The organism is Mucilaginibacter galii, from assembly GCF_014635825.1.
Lineage (GTDB): Bacteria > Bacteroidota > Bacteroidia > Sphingobacteriales > Sphingobacteriaceae > Mucilaginibacter > Mucilaginibacter galii.
Map to the genome: position 1 here is coordinate 126,879 of NZ_BMDO01000005.1, position 19,356 is coordinate 146,234.

A 19,356-nucleotide genomic window follows, 5' to 3' on the forward strand; every position below is an offset into this window, starting at 1 on the left:
ATAAAGCACCTATATAAGTTGACGGTAATGTTGCTGTTAATAATGAGCAGCAATTATGCTAAAGCGCAGCAGTTTTTTAGCTACAGCCAATACATGAACAACTTAACGCCCCTGAATTCGGCTTACTCGCTTTTGGATAAGAATGGCTCGCTCAATGCCTTGGTACGCAAACAGTGGACCGGTATTGAGAATGCACCGTCCACCTTTATATTCAACGGAAATTTACCTATTGAATCTATAAATGGAGCCGCAGGTATAACAGTAATGAACGACCAGTTTTTTGTAGAGCACTTAACCGAGATCAACGGTTTTTTTGCGAAAGGTATTCAGTTGAGTCAAAACCAGTTCTTGGGCGTATCAATAAACGCGGGTATACGCCGCTATGTGGCTAACTATTCATCATTAAGCTCAACCGATCCGCAGTTCAGGAATGATGTACGCGAAAACAAGCCTAATATTGGGTTTGGCATTCTTTATTATTCCGATCATCACTATTTAGGCGTATCGGTGCCTGAATTAAGCATTCGGGATTTGGGTAATGCCTCGGCACAAAACAATAACTATTTCCGTAACCACTTTAATTTTGCAGGTGCTTACCTTTTTGGTAAAGAAGGTGACGATGTAAGGGCAAAGCCGGCTGCGCTGGCCACTTATACCAAGGGCGTTCGATTCATTATGGATTTTTCGACAACCATATATTTTAAAGAATTATTAGGTATAGGTGCAAACTACCGCAGCAATAACGAGATGTCGGGCATCATTTCTATTACGTCAGATATTTTGAAGTTAGGTTATAGCTATCAGTTTGGTACCGCAGCTAACAATTTGGGCGGCCGTTTAAGCAATGCTACGCACGAGGTAACCCTGAGCTACCGTTTTGGCCAGCACTTAGGTACCCGAAGCATTTTATAAATAATATGATAAACACAAAAGCCGGCCATAGTGCCGGTTCTTTGTGTTTATCATATTGCCTCAGAATTATAGTTAACCAGCTTTTTGGCCATCCCTTTAAATATAAAAATGTGGAAAGGGAACATGGAGGCCCAATATAATCTGCCAAGCAAGCCATTAGGCCTGAAAGTGGCTACCTGGCTCAAGAACTTTTCATTTCCACGTTCCACGATCTTAAATTCGAGCCAGGCCTCACCGGGCAATTTCATTTCGGCGTAGAGCAGCAGACGCTTGTTGGCTTTATCGGCCAGTAATACCCGCCAAAAATCTATTACATCGCCGGCAGAAATTCGGTTGCTGCTGGTGCGGCCACGGCGCAGGCCTACGCCGCCAAAAAGCTTGTCAATAAAACCGCGCATGTGCCATATCCAGTCCCAATAATACCAGCCCCGGTTGCCGCCAATGGCCCAAATGTTGTTAAATACCATGTCGCTATTGGTGGTAATAGGCATTTTAACCTTGTACTCACTGGTGCCGTTTTGTGGCACTTTAATTTGATCCATAAACCCGGTATGCAGGTAGCCGGTATTTAAAGCATCTTTCCAGCTGGATACAATAGAGTTTTGGTCTATTTTACTAAAGGCCAGCTCCAGAGCCTCCCGGTAGCTTAGGCACTCATGCGGAATGAGCTGGTTTATTTTATCGTCCTGGCATACCGTTTCGTTCTTCATACTGTTCACCAAGCTTTGCGCCAGCGAATAACTGGTAGAGGTAACAAAGTATAGCCAGTAAGATGATATTTTGGGCGACAAAAAGGGGATGGTAATGATATACCGATTAAGCTTTCGCACCTTGGCATAAGTGAGCATCATTTGCTTGAACGAAAGAATATTTGGCCCGCCAATATCAAAAGTTTGATCGTAAGATTTTTCGTTGAGCAAAACAGCCTCAAGATAGAAAAGAACATCTCTGATAGCAATGGGCTGGCTGCGGGTATTAACCCAGCGGGGTACGGTCATGACAGGCAGCTTTTCGGTCAAGTCCCTGATTATTTCAAATGATGCACTACCCGAGCCAATAATAATAGCAGCCCTTAAAACGGTTAAAGCGGCGTTACCTTCAGTTAAAACATCTTCTACGCGCCTTCGTGATGTTAAGTGCTCAGATAGCTGGCTATCGTTACTGATGCCACTAAGGTAAATGATTTGCCTGCATAGTGTGTTTTTTAATGCGTTGCTGAAGTTGCGTGCCGATGTTTCTTCCATATCAGCAAAGCTGCTTGATTGCGCCATAGAATGCACCAGATAGTAGGCCGCATCAATATCATGCGGCATTTCCTGGATGCTCTCCGGCTGCAGCAGATCGCCTGTAATTACGGTTACCCGGTTACTAAAATCGCTGTTCTCGCGAAACCGGCGTTTATCGCGTACGAGGCATACTACAGTATGGCCTTTTTCAAGTAAAACGGGAATTAAGCGTGTGCCTATATATCCGTTAGCTCCGGCTAATAATACTTTCATCTGTATACTATAACACAAAAAATGGTAAAGGTGTTATAAGTGGATTAATGAATTATGATACAGGAGCTTACCGATAGTTTAAATGGCTGCTAAAAGTGATACTTAGCAAATGGAACAGGAGTAGTTAAACAAGTAATTACTCCAGCGGTAAGGTAAAATAGAAAGTGGATCCTACGCCCGATTGACTCTCGGCCCATATTTTACCGCCATGGCTCTTTACAATTTCGGCGCTTAGGTACAACCCTATACCAAAGCCCGATATGTATTCGGTATGTTTATTATCTACCCGGTAAAAGCGATCGAAAAGCCGGTCAATGTCTTTTTCTTTAATACCCATACCTTCATCTTTTACACTTACTTCTACCGTATTGTTTACAACGGAGCTTTTTACAATAACCAGTTTGCCTTTAGGCGAGTATTTTATGGCGTTGCTTAACAGGTTAGTTACCACATTGGCTACCTTATCGCTATCGGCGTTAACGAAAATAGGGTCATGGCTTTCCAGTATTATACTATATCCCGGAACAAGCGGTGCCATTTCAGCAACCATGTTTTTCAGTAGTTCATTCAAATTAAAAGGTTGCTTGTGCAACAGTATCTTCCCCGATTCTAAGCGCGAAACGTTTAGAAAGCCGTTGATCATGCTGCTCATTTTTTTAATTTGCGTATTGGCCTTTTCTAATGAGGAGGTTAAAAAGCTATCGGTACCTTTAACCGCTTTTGCATGCAATATTTGCATGTAAGCAGTAAGTGTGGTAAGCGGGGTTTTAAGTTCGTGACTTACCATGCCTATAAAGTCGTTCTTGCGTATATCGTCGAGTTTGCGTTCGGTAATATCCATCAGCATGCCCGAATATTCAGCAGGCTCCCCATCGGCATTCAAAAATATCCTGCCGGTGGCACGCACCCATTTTTGCTCGTGAGTAATGGGGTTAGTAATGGAGTACTCCATATCACTCGGTTTACGATTTTGAATATTATCGTTTAAAGTAGTTTGCACCATATGCCGGTAATCGTCATCAACCACTGCCATAACTTCATCAAGTGAAACTTCTCGATTTTTGCTAAAGCCAAACAGGTCTTTAACAAAGTCGGACATGGTTAGCTTCATGGCAACCAAATTAATGCTCCAGGTACCCATTTTGCCGGTTTCAATAGCCTGTCGCAGCTTAGCCTCGCTTTCGGTAAGTTTGTTTATGGTATTCTCCAGATCAAGCTGCGTATCGGCCAGTTGGTTATTTACCTTCGTAAGTTCATAATTTGACTGACCCTGCCGGTTTACCGTTTCGCGTTCTGCATATAGCTTGGTTTTGGTTTCAGATAAGGAGCTTACGGCCTGTAAATGGAAGGAAATTAAATCGGCAAAGAGGGTAAACATGCCGATGACTTCAGGCGTGTTAAGCTTGGCCGGTTTAGGGTCAATGGCACAAAGGGTACCGAAAAAGGTGCCGTCTTTACGGACAATAGGCATGGAAATATAGCTTTGAAAGCCATACATAGCCGGGGTATGGTGGCAGGCAAAGCGTTCATCCTCAGTAACATGATCTATAATGACTGCATTACCGTTTTGCCTGATCTCGTTGCAAATGGTGGTTTCGAGCTGTAGTTCACCGCCGGGTTCCAGGCCAAACGCTATTTCATCTCTAACGCTACAGGCAATCCACTTTTCATCGGTTACACGGGCAACAGCAGCAAAGCCCATACCTGTGGTACGGCAAATAACTTCTAACAACTTGGGTACGATAGAAATGTTATTTATAGCTTCAACGTCTGACTGAATTTCTAACACTATTTCTGATCAATCTTATTATACAATTATACAATTATTTTGCCTTGAAATTAAAGTAGGAGTTGCAAAATTATCCATTAAACAAGCTTGCAACATTGTTTTATAAAAAGATTATGTAAGTTTGAATTAGCCTGTTTAAAGCTATTTATGCAGGCCTTACAGATGGGCCAATCATCTTTTTACCAATATTAAATTTATGACCAAACATCTCCTGATAGTTGCTATATGTTTTTTAACTATCAATTGCCGCGCACAGCATATGGTGAATGTAGGCCCGGGCTGGGCTAAAAATTCGGTGAATGCCAACATATTACGGCATAGTGCACTGGCCAGCTATCAAAACGTGCAATATACTGCGTATTACGATAACGATCAGAACCTTATTGTAGCTAAACGCATGCTCAACAGCAGCCAATGGGAGGTAGTGGTTACCCCGTATAAAGGCAATGCTACAGATGCTCACCGTACTATAAGTATAGCTGTTGACGGAGAGGGTTATCTGCATGTATCATGGGACCATCATGGCAATAAGCTGCGTTATTGCAAGAATGTTAAACCCGGTTCGTTACTGCTAACCGCCGAAATACCCATGACCGGCCTGCAGGAACAAAAAGTTACTTACCCCGAATTTTACAGCCTGCCCAATGGCAATCTGCTTTTTGTGTACCGCGATGGAGCATCGGGTAATGGCAGTATGGTACTGAACTGTTATAACGTTAAGCAGAAAAAATGGGAGCAATTGCAAAATGGATGGATAAACGGCGAAGGGCAGCGCAGCCCGTACTGGCAAATGGTAGTAGATAAAAAAGGAACGATTCATATTTCATGGGTATGGCGCGAATCGCCCGATGTGGCCAGCAATCATGATATGGCATATGCCTGCTCTAAAGATGGTGGGCAAACTTGGGAAAAAAGTACCGGCGAAAAATACAGCTTGCCTATTACACAGGCATCGGCCGAATATGCGGCTCGTATTCCTCAAAAAAGCGAACTTATTAATACCACTGCTATTGCCGCAGATGACGAGGGGAGGCCATACACGGTAACTTACTGGCGTGCAGCAGGTAGCGAAGTGCCGCAATACCGTTTGGTTTATAAAAAGAACGGAGAGTGGATAACCCAGCAAATAACTAACCGTAAAACTCCTTTTACTTTATCTGGCGGTGGTACTAAGCGCATACCTATTTCGCGTCCGCAACTGGTAATCCATTCAAGTAAAGGCATTATTAAAGCTGCCATGATCTATCGTGATATTGAACAGGGTGATAAAGTGAGCATTGCTTTATGTAACAATGTGCAGCAAGGCAAATGGACCACCCAAAATATAACCACTACCAGCGTTGGCCTGTGGGAGCCCGCTTATGATACTAATTTATGGAGCAGTAAAGGTGTTTTGCAATTGTTTGTACAAAAGGTAGAGCAAGGCGATGCCGAAACCACCAAGGATGTGCCTGCACAAATGGTATCGGTTTTGGAGTGGAAGCCCGGATGGAAATAACTCTGCATGATGAGATTGGCGCTTAAAGCACAAATATTTACAATGGACACTAACGATAAAACACCAATGGAGAACATCGAATCTCCGCAAGATTTTAGCGGATCCAACGGTTCAGTACCTGCCGAACAGTTGGAAGGTGTTCGCGTGAAAAGCTCCCTTTGGAGCTTGATCATTACATTCGGACTGTTTGTTTTTGTGCTTATTGCGGGCGGTATTTACTGGCTACTACACTAAATGTTAAAAAAAATAGTTTACAACAAGGCGTGTCTGATATCCTACCAGATGCTATGCCGGGCAAACCGGTAACGTAAACCAAAACGTACTGCCTTCTCCTAAAACACTCTCGACACCAATATTACCATTGTGCCGCTGTATAATTTCTGAGCACAGGTATAAACCTATGCCAAAGCCCGATATAGTGCCCATACTTTTGCTTTCCACACGATAGTAGCGTTCAAACAGCCGGTCAATATCCTTGGCTGCAATGCCCATGCCTTCGTCTTTAACGCTGATCAAAGCCATGCCGTTGCTAATTACACAAGTTATGTAAATGGTACTGCCACCGGGCGAGTATTTTACTGCATTACTTATAAAGTTGTTAATAACCTGGCCTATTTTATCGCGGTCGGCATTTACCATGGTTTTTACTACCGGTGCAAAAACAACATTGTGGCTGGATATTATAGCCGTTGATTCTTCTTCGGTTTCTTTAACCAGTTCTGCCATATCAAACACCTGACTGTTGATATGGATCTTGCCCGATTCAAGCCGCGATACATTGAGGAACCCATTGATCAATGTGGTCATTTTATTGATTTGGATATTCGTCTTGTCCAGCGCTTTAAGGCTAAAATCATCTTCACGCTTAACGGCTTTGCTTTGCAGCATTTGCGTAAAACCTTTAATGGATGTTAAAGGCGTTTTAAGTTCATGGCTAACCATGGCTATAAAGTCGTTTTTACGTTGCTCGTCTTTCTTGCGCTCGGTTATGTCCAAAAGCATTCCGTTAAGGCTCATAGCTAAGCCATAGGTATCAAATTGAGTTTTGCCTTTTGCTTTAACTATACGCGTTGTATTGGTTTGCGGATTCAGGATAGTGTATTCTACATCATAGTTGCCCCCTGATGCTGTGTCGAGCGCGAAGGTAATAGCCTCTGCCACACGACTGCGGTCTTCATCGGCAATAACCTCAATGGCTAATTGCAGATCCAGGTATTCATCTTTGCCCAACCCAAACCACCTCTTCAGCGTTTCATTACCTTTAAACAAGTTGGACGTGGGGTCGTAATAGAATGCACCTAACTCGCCAGCCTCGATAGCCAGGTTAAACATTTCCTGAATATGCGCTGCTTCACGGCGTTCTTTAACGGCCGCGGTAATGTCTTCCAGTACAATCAATACGCCGTTTATATTTCCTTCCGAATCTCTTAAAGGCTCATAAATAGAGTTAACAATGGCTTCTCGCAGGCCATCACCATTACGCAACATTACCTTAAACTCTTGGTTTACCTGCCTTTTACCAGTGCGGTAAACATTATCGATCCAATCAAATACAGGCTGCCCCTCCAACTCCGGACGAGCATTGCGATGTGGTTTATCCATAACTTCGGCGCGTGTTCTGCCCCAAATGTTCAGGATAGCATTGTTGGCTATTTCAATAACGTGCTCAGGACCACGCAAAACACACATGCCTATGGGCGCTTGCTCCAACACATCGCGCAAGCGGGTTTGGCTTTCAAGTAATTTAATATTCGCTAATAATAATTCTGTTTGGGTATCGGCCAGTTCTTCGTTGGTGGCGCGCAATTCTTCGTTAATAGAAGATTGCTCTTCATTTATGGCAAAAAGTTCTTCATTGGCATCCTGTAACTGGCTTTCACTTTGTTCAAGTTTTAAACGTGCATCAACTTCAGTAGTAATATCCATTACGGTACCGATGAAGCGCTGAGGCTTGTCTTGCTCATTAAAATGAACCTGGCCCACGGCGTGTACCCAACGAATTTGCTTATCATCGGTGCCAACGGTACGGTACTTTACATTGTAGCGGCCAGCTGTAAGGGCTTTGTTGTATGCATTGGCAACGGCCTTTAATGTGAGCTCGCGATCATCAGGGTGCAGACCTTCCACAAAATCGGACGTATAGGTTACCTCTTTTTGGGCAGATACGCCAAAGAGTTGTTTACACCGTTCATCCCATACCAAACAATCGTTTACTACATCTAAGTCAAATACACCTATGCCCGCAGCCTGCTTGGCCATAGCCAGTTGTTCAAGCGCTTTACGGTTTTCGGCGCTTATAATAGAGAGTTCTTCGTTTGTGCTTAAATACTCCTCGTTAAGGGCAGTAAGCTCTTCATTGCCTGCTGCCAATTCCTCAATTAACTGCTGCTCTTTAGCGCTTCTTTCCGTAATTTCTTCCTGATCTTTAAACCGCTGGGTTACATCGGCAGCGGTGTGCAACAGGCAATAGGTATTTCCGCTGGCATCGGTTATGGCACGATACTCAAAATCAAAATAGGAAGTTGTGAGTAAGCCATTGATTATAAGGCTGGCCGGGGTATCTATTGCAGTATAAGTTTTGCCCGTGTGCCAAACGTTTTTAAGCAGCCCGATAAAAGATTGATCTTTAATTTCAGGTATAGCCTCTTCGATGGTTTTTCCAACTACGCTGCGGTTTTTACCCCAAAGTGAAAGCATAGCATCGTTTGCAAACCTTATGTTTAAATTTTCAGAGTCGTATATAGCTGTGGCATCCTTAGATTGTGCCAGCACTTGGAGAAGCAGTTCATCGCTTATGGTAATAGTAGGATCGAGCATTATCAGTAAAAAGCAAACTTATCACTAAGATAGTATATTTTGTTTATACGTAAAAAACCGGGCAGCCTCGTTGTTACCGCTGAAGTACAAAACCGGGCAATTCTTGTTGTATAGTAGCATAAGTAATATGAAGTCATTGTTGCATTTAAAATTCATTGCTGTGTGTTGCTGGTTTTATGTAACGGTTTTTTTATGTTTTGTAGTACCGGAGAAAGCTTAAGGAAAAATAGCGCAGTCCCTTTTTACAGGAACTACGCATAAACAAACACACTCAACTAAACTAACCACTTTCATGGCTAAGAACGTATAGCGCCGAGCTTTTTCAACAGCTTCCTGTTTTCGCGGCGATGGATCAATCTGTAAACTATGGCATATATTACCGGCAGTATAAGCAAGGTTAATATGGTAGAAGTTACCAAACCGCCTATAACTACAATGGCCAGTGGTTTTTGGGTTTCGGAACCTATACCGGTTGATATGGCGGCAGGCATTAACCCAATGGCAGCCATTAGGGCGGTCATAACAACCGGGCGAACGCGCGATACCACACCGCCAAGCAGGGCTTCGTCTAAATGCATGCCGGCCTCAATGTTTTTACGAAATACCGAGATGAGGATAACCCCGTTCTGTATACACACGCCAAACAAAGCAATAAAACCGATACCTGCCGATATACTGAAGTTGGTATGGGTTATGTGCAAGGCTAATATGCCACCAATTAAAGCGAAAGGCACATTCATTAAAACCAGGATGGCATCTTTAGCATTCCCGAAGGTTACAAACAAGATAAGGAAGATAACCACCAGACAAATGGGTACCACATGCGCTAAAGTATTAGAGGCACGGATCTGGTTCTCAAACTCACCGTTCCAGGTAAAGGTGTAGCCATGGTCGAGCTTTACAGCTTTATCTACCTTTTGCTGAGCTTCGGCTATGGTGCTGCCCAAATCGCGGCCACGTACCGAGAATTTTACGGCAATATAGCGGGTGTTATTATCCCTGAAGATAAATGCAGGACCGGTGGTTTCTCTTATGGTCGATATTTCTTTGATGGATATCTTTGATCCGTTTAAAGTAGGCACCATCAGGTTCTCGATTTTTTCCTGGGTATCCCTGAATGGTTTTTGATAGCGTATCCTGATATCGAACTTGCGCTCTCCTTCATACAACTCTGAGGCTGCCTTACCGCCTATGGCCATTTCAATTACAGCATTGGCATCGGCAGTAGCTACGCCATAGCGGGCCATTTTTTGCTGATCGAGCTCAATTCTGAACTCGGGCTGACCTAAGTTGCGCAGTACGCCTAAATCTTCCACACCTTGAATATGTTTCAGTACACCCATTACGGCATCGGCCTTGTGGTCGAGCACTTCAAAATCGGAACCAAATATTTTTACGGCCATGGAGGCAGGTACACCGGCAACCGCTTCGGCCACGTTATCAATAATAGGCTGCGAATAATTGTAAATAATACCTGGGAACTGGCTCAGCTTTTTATCCATCTGGGCAATTAGCTCTTCTTGGGTAATGTGGCGTTTCCATTGTTTTTTAGGCAGCAAATCAACCTGTATTTGTACGTTAAAGAAACCTTTAGGGTCGGTACCATCATTAGTACGGCCCACTTGCGACAGCGTTTGTTTTACTTCGGGGAAGGTGAGCAAAATATCGCGCATTTTATTGGTTACATTAACCGAGCTTTCTAACGAGGTACTCATAGGCAATTGCGCGGTAACCCATAAGGCGCCCTCGTTCAACTGCGGTAAAAACTCGGTGCCTAAAAACTTGGCCGATATAAATGTGAGCGACATAAATGCTACCGATACTATAAGGCTTAGCTTTTGGTTGCGATAGGTAAAGCTAAACATACGGCGTATGCCATTTTCGAAGAATATAACTACCGGGTTGTGTTTTTCTTTAACGTTTTTGCGCAGCAATATGCTTGATAAGGCCGGAACCAGTGTTAAGGTGAACAATAAGGCACCCAGCAAGGCAAACCCCAAGGTATAAGCCAGCGGCGAAAACATTTTACCTTCTACCTTTTGAAAAGCAAAAATTGGAATTAAGCAGGTTAAGATAATAAGCTTGGAAAAGAAGATAGCCTTGCCCATTTCGGCACCTACGTTTTTAAACAAGCCCAGTTTGGCCAGCTTATTAAAGCGCTCCATGCCAACCTCTTTTGCCTTATGGTCGAGGGCAACAAAGATCCCCTCTACCATCACCACGGCCCCGTCTATAATGATACCAAAATCTACCGCGCCCATAGAAAGCAAGTTGGCGCTCATGCCTTTAAGGCGCAAGCATATAAAGGCAAACAGTAAGGCCAGCGGAATAATAATGGCAACGGTAAGCGTTGTACGCCAATCGGCCATAAACAAGAACACAATAACGGTTACCAGTATAATACCTTCAACCAAGTTGTGAATTACTGTTTCGGTACAAAAATCAATAAGGTTGGTACGGTCGTAAAAGGTGGAGATCTTTACATCTTTGGGTAATACGTTTTCGTTAAGGTCGGTTACCTTGGCGCGTATTTTTTGCAATACATCGGCAGGATTTTCGCCCTTGCGCATTACCACAATACCCTCAATTACGTCATTGTGTTTATCGCGGCCTACCTGGCCCAGGCGCGGCATGCCGCTTTCTTTAACTTCGGCAACGTTACGGGCCAGTATAGGCACATTGTTTACGTTTTTAATAATGATGTTCTCTATCTCGTTTATGTTATTGATGAGGCCTATACCACGCACAACAAAGGCTTGGTCGTTCTTCTCAATTACATCGCCGCCTACGTTTACGTTACTGCGGTTAATGGCATTATAAACATCTAAAGAGGTTAAGCCATACTTTTGCAATAGCGCCGGGTTAACGCTTACCTCGAAGGTTTTTTCTTCGCCGCCAAAGCTGTTTACATCGGCTACGCCGGGTATAGCTTTAAACTGGCGGTCTAAAACCCAGTCCTGTATAGCCGTTAATTCGTGGATAGATTTGGTATTGCTTTTCAGGGTGTATCTGAAAATTTCTCCTGTAGGGCCGTAAGGTGGCTCAATTTCGGGCTTTACACCATCGGGGAGCTCAGCATTTATAATGCGGCTCATTACCTGTTGGCGTGCAAAAGCATCATCTACATCATCATCAAAAATAATGCGGATGTAAGATAGGCCAAAAGAAGAAGTTGTACGCAGGTTGGCCTTTTTTTGAACTGAATTAAGCACAGTTTCCATAGGGATGGTCACCAGTTTCTCCATTTCTTCGGCACTGTGGCCCTGCCACTGCGCAATAATGATGATCTGGGTGTTGGTAACATCAGGAAAGGTTTCTATGGGCGTATTTAAATAGCTCCACACACCTAAAACAGCCAGCACTGCGGTCATGAAAAACACCATGGCCCTGTTGCGCAGCGAGAAGTATATTATATTTTTAATGAGCTTGTTCATTGCATGTTGTAGTTACAGGAATGTTTTCCTGTGTTGTGAATAATAGAGTGTGCAATTGGTGTTAGTCCTGAACCAAGGCATTGTAGAGGAGCAACTGGTTTTTAGATACCAGTTTATCTCCCGGTTTTACGCCAGACGACAAGTAAGTAGTGTCTTCTACCGATTTAATAACGTTTACCTCGCGAACCTGCAAATTGCACTTGCTTTTGTAAATCACTACATAGTTCTTTCCGCTGTCGAATACTACGGCTGCCGCAGGTATGGCCACGGCCTGGGCTGCCTCGCTGTTGCTGATGGTTACGTTGGTAAACATTTCGGGTTTTAAAAGCATATCGGGGTTAGCTAAGGATATGCGCACCGTCATCACTTTGCTATCAGGGTCGAGCACGGAGCCTACGTTGTTTACCTTGCCGGTAAATACCTTATCGGGGTAGGCCAGCGTAGTTATTTTAGCGGCGTAACCCACTTTTACTTTGGAAATATCGGTTTCAAACACGTTAGCTTTTATCCATACATCTTTCATGTCGGAGATGGTAAACAAGCTGCTGCTGTTATCGGGGCGAATAAAGTTGCCTGATGTAATGTTTTGTTCCACAATAAAACCACTGCGTGGTGCTTTTACAATTAAGGTACCGGCTGCATTGGTATTACCACCGCCGTTAATGGATATTTGCTCGCGAACTTTGCTATCGGCGGCAACGGCTTTATTGTAATTTTCTTTAGCCTCGGTATAATCGCGTTCGCTCGAAATACCGTTCTTAAACAAGTATTCGGCTTGCTCCAGCTGACGTTTGCTGATGGCCAAATCGGCCTTGGCAGAGGTAAGGTCGGAATAGTTACCGGCTACATCGGCGCTGCGTATTACGGCCAGCACCTGTCCCTGGGTAACTTTATCACCAAGTGATACATTAACTTTCATTACCTGACCGCTGGCAAACGGAAATACCTTAACTACTTTGTTTTCATCGAATGATACCTCGCCGGTAAGCTTTAATTCATTTTTCATGGATGACTCTCTGGCTGTATCTATGGTTATCATTTTGGCCAGCGAGTCGCTTACGCAAACTTGCTGCTTGGTTTCCATTGTGCCGGTTTTCTTTTCTTCGCACGAGGTTAAGCCGGCCAAAGCGGCGGCAATAACTATATATAATTTGCTTGTTTTCATTGTTGTATATTGAGATGTGTTTGTTTGAGTTATTGTACAGCAATTACATTGGTGCCTACTGCATAATTTAAGTCGGCAATGGATTTTTGCAGGTTAAGCTGCAGCTGGAGTATCTTAATTTTGGTTTCCTTGTAAGAGTCAAAAAAGTCGATAAACTCGGGCAGGCTAATTTGCCTTTGCTGAAAGCTTTTGAGCATGGCATTAAAAATCTGGTCGTACCGTTCGTAAAAATCAGTTTCATTTTTACTGAGCAGCTGCTGGCTTAAGCGGTATTGCTGTACGGCTGTATACACATCGTTTTTAACCTGCAGCTCGTTGTTCTGTAATACGAACTCCTGGCTTTGGGCTAAGAGTTGTGCCGATTTGATATTACCCTGGTTGCGGTTAAAAAATGGCAACGGTACGCTTATTTGCAAGCCTACATAGTGCCGTGCATAACTGCTGTTTTGGTCATAGCTGGCTCCAACGGTAACATCGGGTTTGGCCAAGGCTTTTTGCAAAATCAGGTTATCATTATTTTGGGCAAGGGTATACTGGTTTACTAAGTAATCGGCCCGTGAGTTTTTGGCTTGTTGGGCCAGTGCAGCAGGGTCTAAAACCGTTTCAGTTATTGGCGCCGAAATCTGTGGTATTACAAATTGTGTTTCTTTTACCACCAGTAAGGTTTTGAGTTCGGTTTGTAAATCGTTCAGCTGGCGCTCGTTCTCAACCAGTTCATTTTGCAGGTTAAACAGCAATGCTTTTAAACGAACCAGATCTTTTAATGAGGTGTTGCCCGCTTGGTAAGCTTTATCGGTGGCGTTAACCAGGCTGGTGGCCGATTGAATTTCGGTGGCATAAACCTGGCGCTGCGCTATAAGGTTAGCGGCCTGTGCAAAATCGAGCTGCAAGTTATAACGCAGGTTGCGCAATAAATCGTTAAATGCAGCTTGTTGTATTTGAGTACCGTCTTCGGCTACACGTATTTGCTTGCCCCGTTTGCCGGCCGTACGAATAAGCTGACTTAGCTGAACAAACACCTGGCCTGTAGTAGCACTGTGCTGAAAATATTGATGGCTGGCATCGGTTATGTTTTGATCGGTGGACAATACGGGGTTATCCCAAAGGCCGGCTTGCTGCTCTAAAGCCTGGGTGGCATTTACATTATATTTTTGAGCAAGTAGGTTAAGGTTATTCTCCAGGAATAACTTTTCGGCATCCTTAAAGTTCAACCGAAGAGTATCAGTTTGGCTGAAAGCTTTGGATGCGGCTGTGGTAATTATGAGTATAACGAGTATTTGAAACCCTCTTTTTATAGGAGCCATGTGCTTTGAATTATTATATTCAAAGCTATTACCACCAAATTAGACCGGCATTAAACCTACATTAGAATGAGATTAGAATTAAGGGGAAGTAGGAAAAGGGGGCTAAGGGCTATTTAGAACCGTTGATCAGGCTAAATTTAACTAAGCCAGCTTCATGAAATTAATAACGAACGAACTACCTGAAACACCGTCAGATTCTACTTTGATAGTTCCGTTGCATAAGTGGATAATTTTACCAGCTATGTATAAGCCTACACCACTCCCCGGAATATTACGGGTACTATCGGCCCGGTAAAAAGATTTAAAGATATTATCAATATCGGCCAATTTAATGCCGGGGCCTTTATCGGTTACGGTAACCTGTATGCTTTCATGTTGTGCATTAAAATGAATGCTCACCGGCTGGCCCGCCGAGTATTTGAAAGCGTTATCAATAATGTTGTTGATGGCAATATTAAGCAAGGGCTTGTTAGCGCTTATGATGAGCGCATTTTCATCTTCCGGGAAATCGGCAAACGTGAGGTTAACCATGCCGGGGCCTTTGCGGTTAAGCCAGTAGTCCTGCAGCTCCCACATCAGCTCATCCATACGCACGGGAGTTAGTACGGCCTGGGTGTAGTTAAAATCAACCTGGGCCAGTTCCATTAAGCTGGTAATAGTTTCCTGCAAATGCATAGCATCGCTCGATATAGACTGCAGTACTCGTTCATACTCCTCAACCGTACGCTGCTTTTTCAAGGCTACATCTGCCTCGCCCAAAATACTGGTTAAAGGTGTGCGCAACTCGTGCGAGGCATTACTTACAAAACTTTGCTGTAGCTCAAACGCATTTTCGAGCCTTACCAGCAGGCTGTTAAAATTGCTGATGAGTTCGGCTATTTCATCCTTGTTTTTTACATCGCCTATGCGTAAGTGTAAGTTGCTCGAGCGTATTTGCTTCATTTGGCTAATAATACGCTGTATGGGCGCCAGCGTGTTTTTTGCCAGCCACTGGCCTGCAAAAAACAGTATGGCGCTAAAAATGATAAATATTAAGATGGCAAATTTGCCCAGCCTGATAATACGCTTGCTAAAGTTACGGTCGACCGCCGAAGCCATAATTACAAAGTTTCCCTGGTTGTCTTTATAATAACGGCCTACTACCTGCCTCTTTCCTTCCTCATACTCTATATGCCCTTCTTTGCGTACCTGCTCAATAATGGTATCGCGCCAGTAAATGCCATTGGTAGCGTTAAATGCCGTTCTGTTCGACTCGTCATACACCCTGATCACCTCATCGGGCAATTTTTCAAGGTATTGCTGCTGCACCTGCAAAAGTGAGTCTTCTCCAATTTCATCGGCCTTTAAATATAGCTTGGAGGCTACCCTAACGCGGTCATAAAGCCGGTTGGTGAAATCATCTTTCGAAAAAGTAAAAACGGTGATATACACGCAAAGTAATACCAGCAATAAGGCGCCTGAGCTTATTAGCGTAAAATATAATGATAGCCTGGTTTTTATTTTCATACCAAACCTTACCGCTGTTCTTTCATAATATACCCCATGCCAATTACGGTATGAATAAGTTTGGTATCAAATCCCTTTTGTACTTTGTTGCGCAGATAGTTCACATACACATCAACCATATTGGTGCCCGTATCAAAATTAAGACCCCAAACCTTTTCCATAATGTATTCGCGCGAAAGCAGCTTGTTAGGGTTTTTAATGAAGAGCTCAAGTAATACATACTCTTTGGCTGTAAGCGCTATTTTAGTGCCGGCGCGTTCGGCGGTTTTATCCCAGGTATCCAGTTTAAGATCACTAAAAGTCAACACATGGCTAATTGCTTCAGCACTTTTATTCCGGCGTAATAAAGCCTCAATGCGGGCCAGCAACTCGTTAAAATGAAAGGGTTTGAGCAGGTAATCATCGGCACCGGCATGCAGTCCTTTCACTTTATCATCAATGGTGCCAAGGGCACTCAGCATGAGAATAGGTACTTGAGGCTGCTTCTGACGTATTTGTCCGCAAAGATCAATACCATTAATCAAAGGCAACATAACATCCAAAATAATTAAGTCATAATTGTTTTGGATTACATTGGTTAAACCGCTAATGCCATCTTTTGCCACTTGCACCTGGTACTGGTGCTCGTTAAGCCCTTTCTTTATAAAGGATGATACCTTTTCTTCATCTTCTACCAAAAGAATACTTGCCATTAACTCTAGATTTTCAACTAAGTTAACACATAAATATAATAATTGAAGTCGGGGAGGTTTATCAGGAAAACCTATGTTAAATTAAGGAAAAAGTTCGGGGAAGTAGCTGAATGCAAGTAATACCTATAAAAACGTAAAAATATGTAGTTTTTTGGCTATTTCATCTAATAATAGCTAACCGGCACTACTGGGTGGGTTTGTCTAAAGAGTAACGGTTCTCGCGGTATTCTCTTGGGCCATAACCCATGGTTTTAGTAAATAAACGTGAAAAATAAAATTGGTCTTCAATGCCAACGGTGAGGGCAATTTCGGCTATGCGCATTTGGGTAAATTGCAGGTATTGACATGCTTTTTGTATTTTAAGATGATTAAAATATTCGATAGGCGAAAAGCCGGTTTTTTTCTTGAAAACCGCCGAATAGTGGCTGACAGATAGATTTACAGAGCCTGCAAGTTCTGCCAGAGTTAAGCCCTGGTCAACGTTATCTTGCATATAGGCAATAGACTTTTCAAACAGATCTCCATACTTGTCGGGCATGCCAGTGGTTAAGCGTTCGCTAAAAATAAAAGAACCCAAATACTGCAACAACAACAGATTGATGTAGGTAAGATTTTCAACACTATACCCTTGCTCCAATGAATAATATAAGCGGTCAAAGAGTTCAATCCGCTCAGGTAACAGTTTAACGCTGGATTTATAACTATCAGTTCTTAAAAGGAGTAATTTCAATAAAGCATCCGTCTGTTTTCCTTTAAAATGGCACCAGTAAATAGTCCATGGACTTTCTTTGCTTGCTTCATAAGAATGAGTAACGCCATGGGGTATCGTAAGAAAATCGCCTGCTGACACTTTTAACTTAACGCCATTAATGGTTGCCGAGCCCTTCCCCTCCACACAATAGATCAGTATATTTTGTTCAGCTCCCTGCGCTCTTTTACGCTTATGTAGTTTCGCCTTGGGGTAATAACCTATATCGGTTAAATAGGCATTTCCAATACCCTCATCATTGCTGCAAAGTTTGTTAAGTATAATGCGCGGAATTACGATTGCACGTTGGCCGTCAAATCCATCTTTTTTAAAATGCATCTCGTTTTACCTGTTAAATAGAAATTGATGAGGTAATTAAGTTCAAATAAGCTAACGCTGAAAAATAATAAAATAATCCATATAAAAGCGAATTTTCTCCATTTGCTGGATAGCCAGAATACACGAATATTACAAAACCATTATTAACCTCCAAAGCTATAATTATGACATTTTTGATGTTTTCACAGAAAGATTTTTTCCATACCGCGTTTCATTTCAAGGGCTTCGTCGCCGGTATTCGATATTTTTAAATAGAATATTTGCTTAATTTCTTACAATCATCACTTATAAAAAAAGAATATGCAGATCGTCTCTGAAAAATATAATCATAAATACATCATTTTCATTTCCTTTATCTCTGCACTTGGTGGCTACCTTTTCGGGTTCGATTTTGCCGTTATATCTGGTGCTTTGCCGTTTCTCAAAACACAATTTGAGTTAACGGCACTCGGTGAAGGCTTTCTTACAGGATCATTAGCGCTGGGATGTATGGCCGGAAGCGTTGTTGCAGGCAGGTTGGCAGACCAATACGGCCGAAAACCAGCATTACTCATTGCTGCCGCAATTTTTGCCATGTCATCCATAGCTATGGCGCTTTCTGGCAACCTTACTATATTCATTGTCTTTCGTTTTGCTGCGGGTATTGGCGTAGGCATGTCATCAATGTTGAGTCCGTTGTACATTTCAGAGATCTCACCGGCCGCTGTTCGCGGTAGAAATGTGGCCATTAATCAACTAACGGTAGTTTTGGGGATCCTAATCACAAACCTTGTGAATTATTCGCTGGCAGATAATGGTCCGGATGCCTGGCGTTGGATGTTTGGTTTAGGCGTTGTTCCATCGGCGCTGTTTTTATTAGGCGTGTTCTTTTTACCCGAAAGCCCACGATGGCAGATGAGCAAGGGGCAGCTGGATAACGCCATGAAAACTTTTAATAAGATTGGTGGCAAGGAAACTGCCATGAAGCTGATAGCAGGAGTTGACCATCATCCGCAACAAATTAATCAATCGGGTAACAATGGTTTATTCTCTAAAGCTGTACGCCCTGCCTTGCTCATAGGTGTTACGCTTGCTGTGTTTCAACAACTTTGCGGTATCAATGTGGTATTCAACTATACATCTACCATTTTTAGTTCGGTAGGCGCAACGCTCGATCGCCAGCTATGGGAAACCGTAATTATAGGGATAGTAAATACACTATTTACCTTACTTGCCATGTGGCAGGTTGATAAACTGGGACGTAAACCGCTTATTATGTACGGCTCAATTGTGTTGAGTGTTAGTTACCTGATATTAGCTGTATTGTTGCGCAACCAGGCCCCGGCGGCATGGATATCGGTTTTTGTATTGTTAGCCATTGCCGTTTATGCAACTTCATTAGCACCGGTTACCTGGGTAATTATATCCGAAATATTTCCTAATCATATCCGGGGTAAGGCATCTGCCTTTGCCATCCTGTGTTTATGGGGTGCCTATTTTATACTGGTTTTTACTTTTCCGCTATTAGCTAAATCATTAGGGACGTATGGTCCATTCTATCTGTATTCGGGTATTTGCCTTCTTGGGTTTCTGTTCATTCGCTACAATGTAAAAGAAACTAAAGGACAAAGTCTTGAACAACTGGAATCAAATTTTTCAGCACATTAATAAGTT

At 43.0% G+C, this 19,356-nt stretch carries 13 protein-coding genes; 4 read left to right on the forward strand and 9 right to left on the reverse strand.

Translation table 11 applies throughout. The annotated features are described in order from the left end of the window. The first annotated feature begins 27 nt into the window (after nucleotides 1-27). Nucleotides 28-912 carry a PorP/SprF family type IX secretion system membrane protein gene (locus IEV61_RS10635; RefSeq protein ID WP_262890601.1) on the forward strand — a complete coding sequence of 295 codons (885 nt, stop codon included), beginning with the start codon at nucleotides 28-30 and terminating at the stop codon, nucleotides 910-912. Between the two features lie 50 nt (nucleotides 913-962). Here IEV61_RS10635 and IEV61_RS10640 read toward each other — a convergent pair whose 3' ends face one another. Next, nucleotides 963-2,411 carry an SDR family oxidoreductase gene (locus IEV61_RS10640; RefSeq protein ID WP_188416447.1) on the reverse strand — a complete coding sequence of 483 codons (1,449 nt, stop codon included), beginning with the start codon at nucleotides 2,409-2,411 and terminating at the stop codon, nucleotides 963-965. Nucleotides 2,412-2,547: 136 nt separating this feature from the next. Then, nucleotides 2,548-4,200 (reverse strand): GAF domain-containing sensor histidine kinase, encoded by a 1,653-nt coding sequence (locus IEV61_RS10645; protein WP_188416448.1) that lies wholly within the window; start codon nucleotides 4,198-4,200, stop codon nucleotides 2,548-2,550. A 196-nt stretch (nucleotides 4,201-4,396) separates the two neighbouring features. On the opposite strand from IEV61_RS10645, the gene IEV61_RS10650 reads away from it, so the two are divergent. Further along, a complete protein-coding gene (locus IEV61_RS10650; RefSeq protein WP_188416449.1) occupies nucleotides 4,397-5,698 on the forward strand; it encodes a BNR repeat-containing protein in 1,302 nt (433 codons plus the stop codon). Nucleotides 5,699-5,704: 6 nt separating this feature from the next. Next, nucleotides 5,705-5,932, forward strand: coding sequence for a hypothetical protein (locus tag IEV61_RS10655; RefSeq protein WP_229747098.1), 228 nt, complete (start codon nucleotides 5,705-5,707; stop codon nucleotides 5,930-5,932). A gap of 51 nt (nucleotides 5,933-5,983) precedes the next feature. On the opposite strand, the gene IEV61_RS10660 is transcribed toward IEV61_RS10655, so the two are convergent. From IEV61_RS10660 to IEV61_RS10690, 7 genes are all read right to left on the reverse strand, one after another. After that, nucleotides 5,984-8,515 carry a PAS domain-containing sensor histidine kinase gene (locus IEV61_RS10660; RefSeq protein ID WP_188416453.1) on the reverse strand — a complete coding sequence of 844 codons (2,532 nt, stop codon included), beginning with the start codon at nucleotides 8,513-8,515 and terminating at the stop codon, nucleotides 5,984-5,986. A 296-nt stretch (nucleotides 8,516-8,811) separates the two neighbouring features. Further along, nucleotides 8,812-11,949 (reverse strand): efflux RND transporter permease subunit, encoded by a 3,138-nt coding sequence (locus tag IEV61_RS10665; RefSeq protein ID WP_188416455.1) that lies wholly within the window; start codon nucleotides 11,947-11,949, stop codon nucleotides 8,812-8,814. A 61-nt stretch (nucleotides 11,950-12,010) separates the two neighbouring features. After that, nucleotides 12,011-13,114 carry an efflux RND transporter periplasmic adaptor subunit gene (locus IEV61_RS10670; RefSeq protein ID WP_188416457.1) on the reverse strand — a complete coding sequence of 368 codons (1,104 nt, stop codon included), beginning with the start codon at nucleotides 13,112-13,114 and terminating at the stop codon, nucleotides 12,011-12,013. A 29-nt stretch (nucleotides 13,115-13,143) separates the two neighbouring features. Next, nucleotides 13,144-14,418 carry a TolC family protein gene (locus tag IEV61_RS10675; RefSeq protein ID WP_188416459.1) on the reverse strand — a complete coding sequence of 425 codons (1,275 nt, stop codon included), beginning with the start codon at nucleotides 14,416-14,418 and terminating at the stop codon, nucleotides 13,144-13,146. 141 nt (nucleotides 14,419-14,559) lie between these two features. Continuing rightward, a complete protein-coding gene (locus IEV61_RS10680) occupies nucleotides 14,560-15,924 on the reverse strand; it encodes a sensor histidine kinase (protein ID WP_188416461.1) in 1,365 nt (454 codons plus the stop codon). An 8-nt stretch (nucleotides 15,925-15,932) separates the two neighbouring features. Continuing rightward, the gene (locus IEV61_RS10685) at nucleotides 15,933-16,616 is read right to left on the reverse strand and encodes a response regulator transcription factor (protein WP_188416463.1); all 684 of its coding nucleotides are present in this window, start codon (nucleotides 16,614-16,616) and stop codon (nucleotides 15,933-15,935) included. Nucleotides 16,617-16,800: 184 nt separating this feature from the next. Next, nucleotides 16,801-17,703 carry an AraC family transcriptional regulator gene (locus tag IEV61_RS10690; RefSeq protein WP_188416465.1) on the reverse strand — a complete coding sequence of 301 codons (903 nt, stop codon included), beginning with the start codon at nucleotides 17,701-17,703 and terminating at the stop codon, nucleotides 16,801-16,803. A gap of 300 nt (nucleotides 17,704-18,003) precedes the next feature. Here IEV61_RS10690 and IEV61_RS10695 point away from each other — a divergent pair, with 300 nt between their 5' ends. After that, entirely contained in the window at nucleotides 18,004-19,350 is a 1,347-nt protein-coding gene (locus tag IEV61_RS10695) for a sugar porter family MFS transporter (protein ID WP_188416467.1), read from the forward strand. Nucleotides 19,351-19,356: the final 6 nt, after the last annotated feature.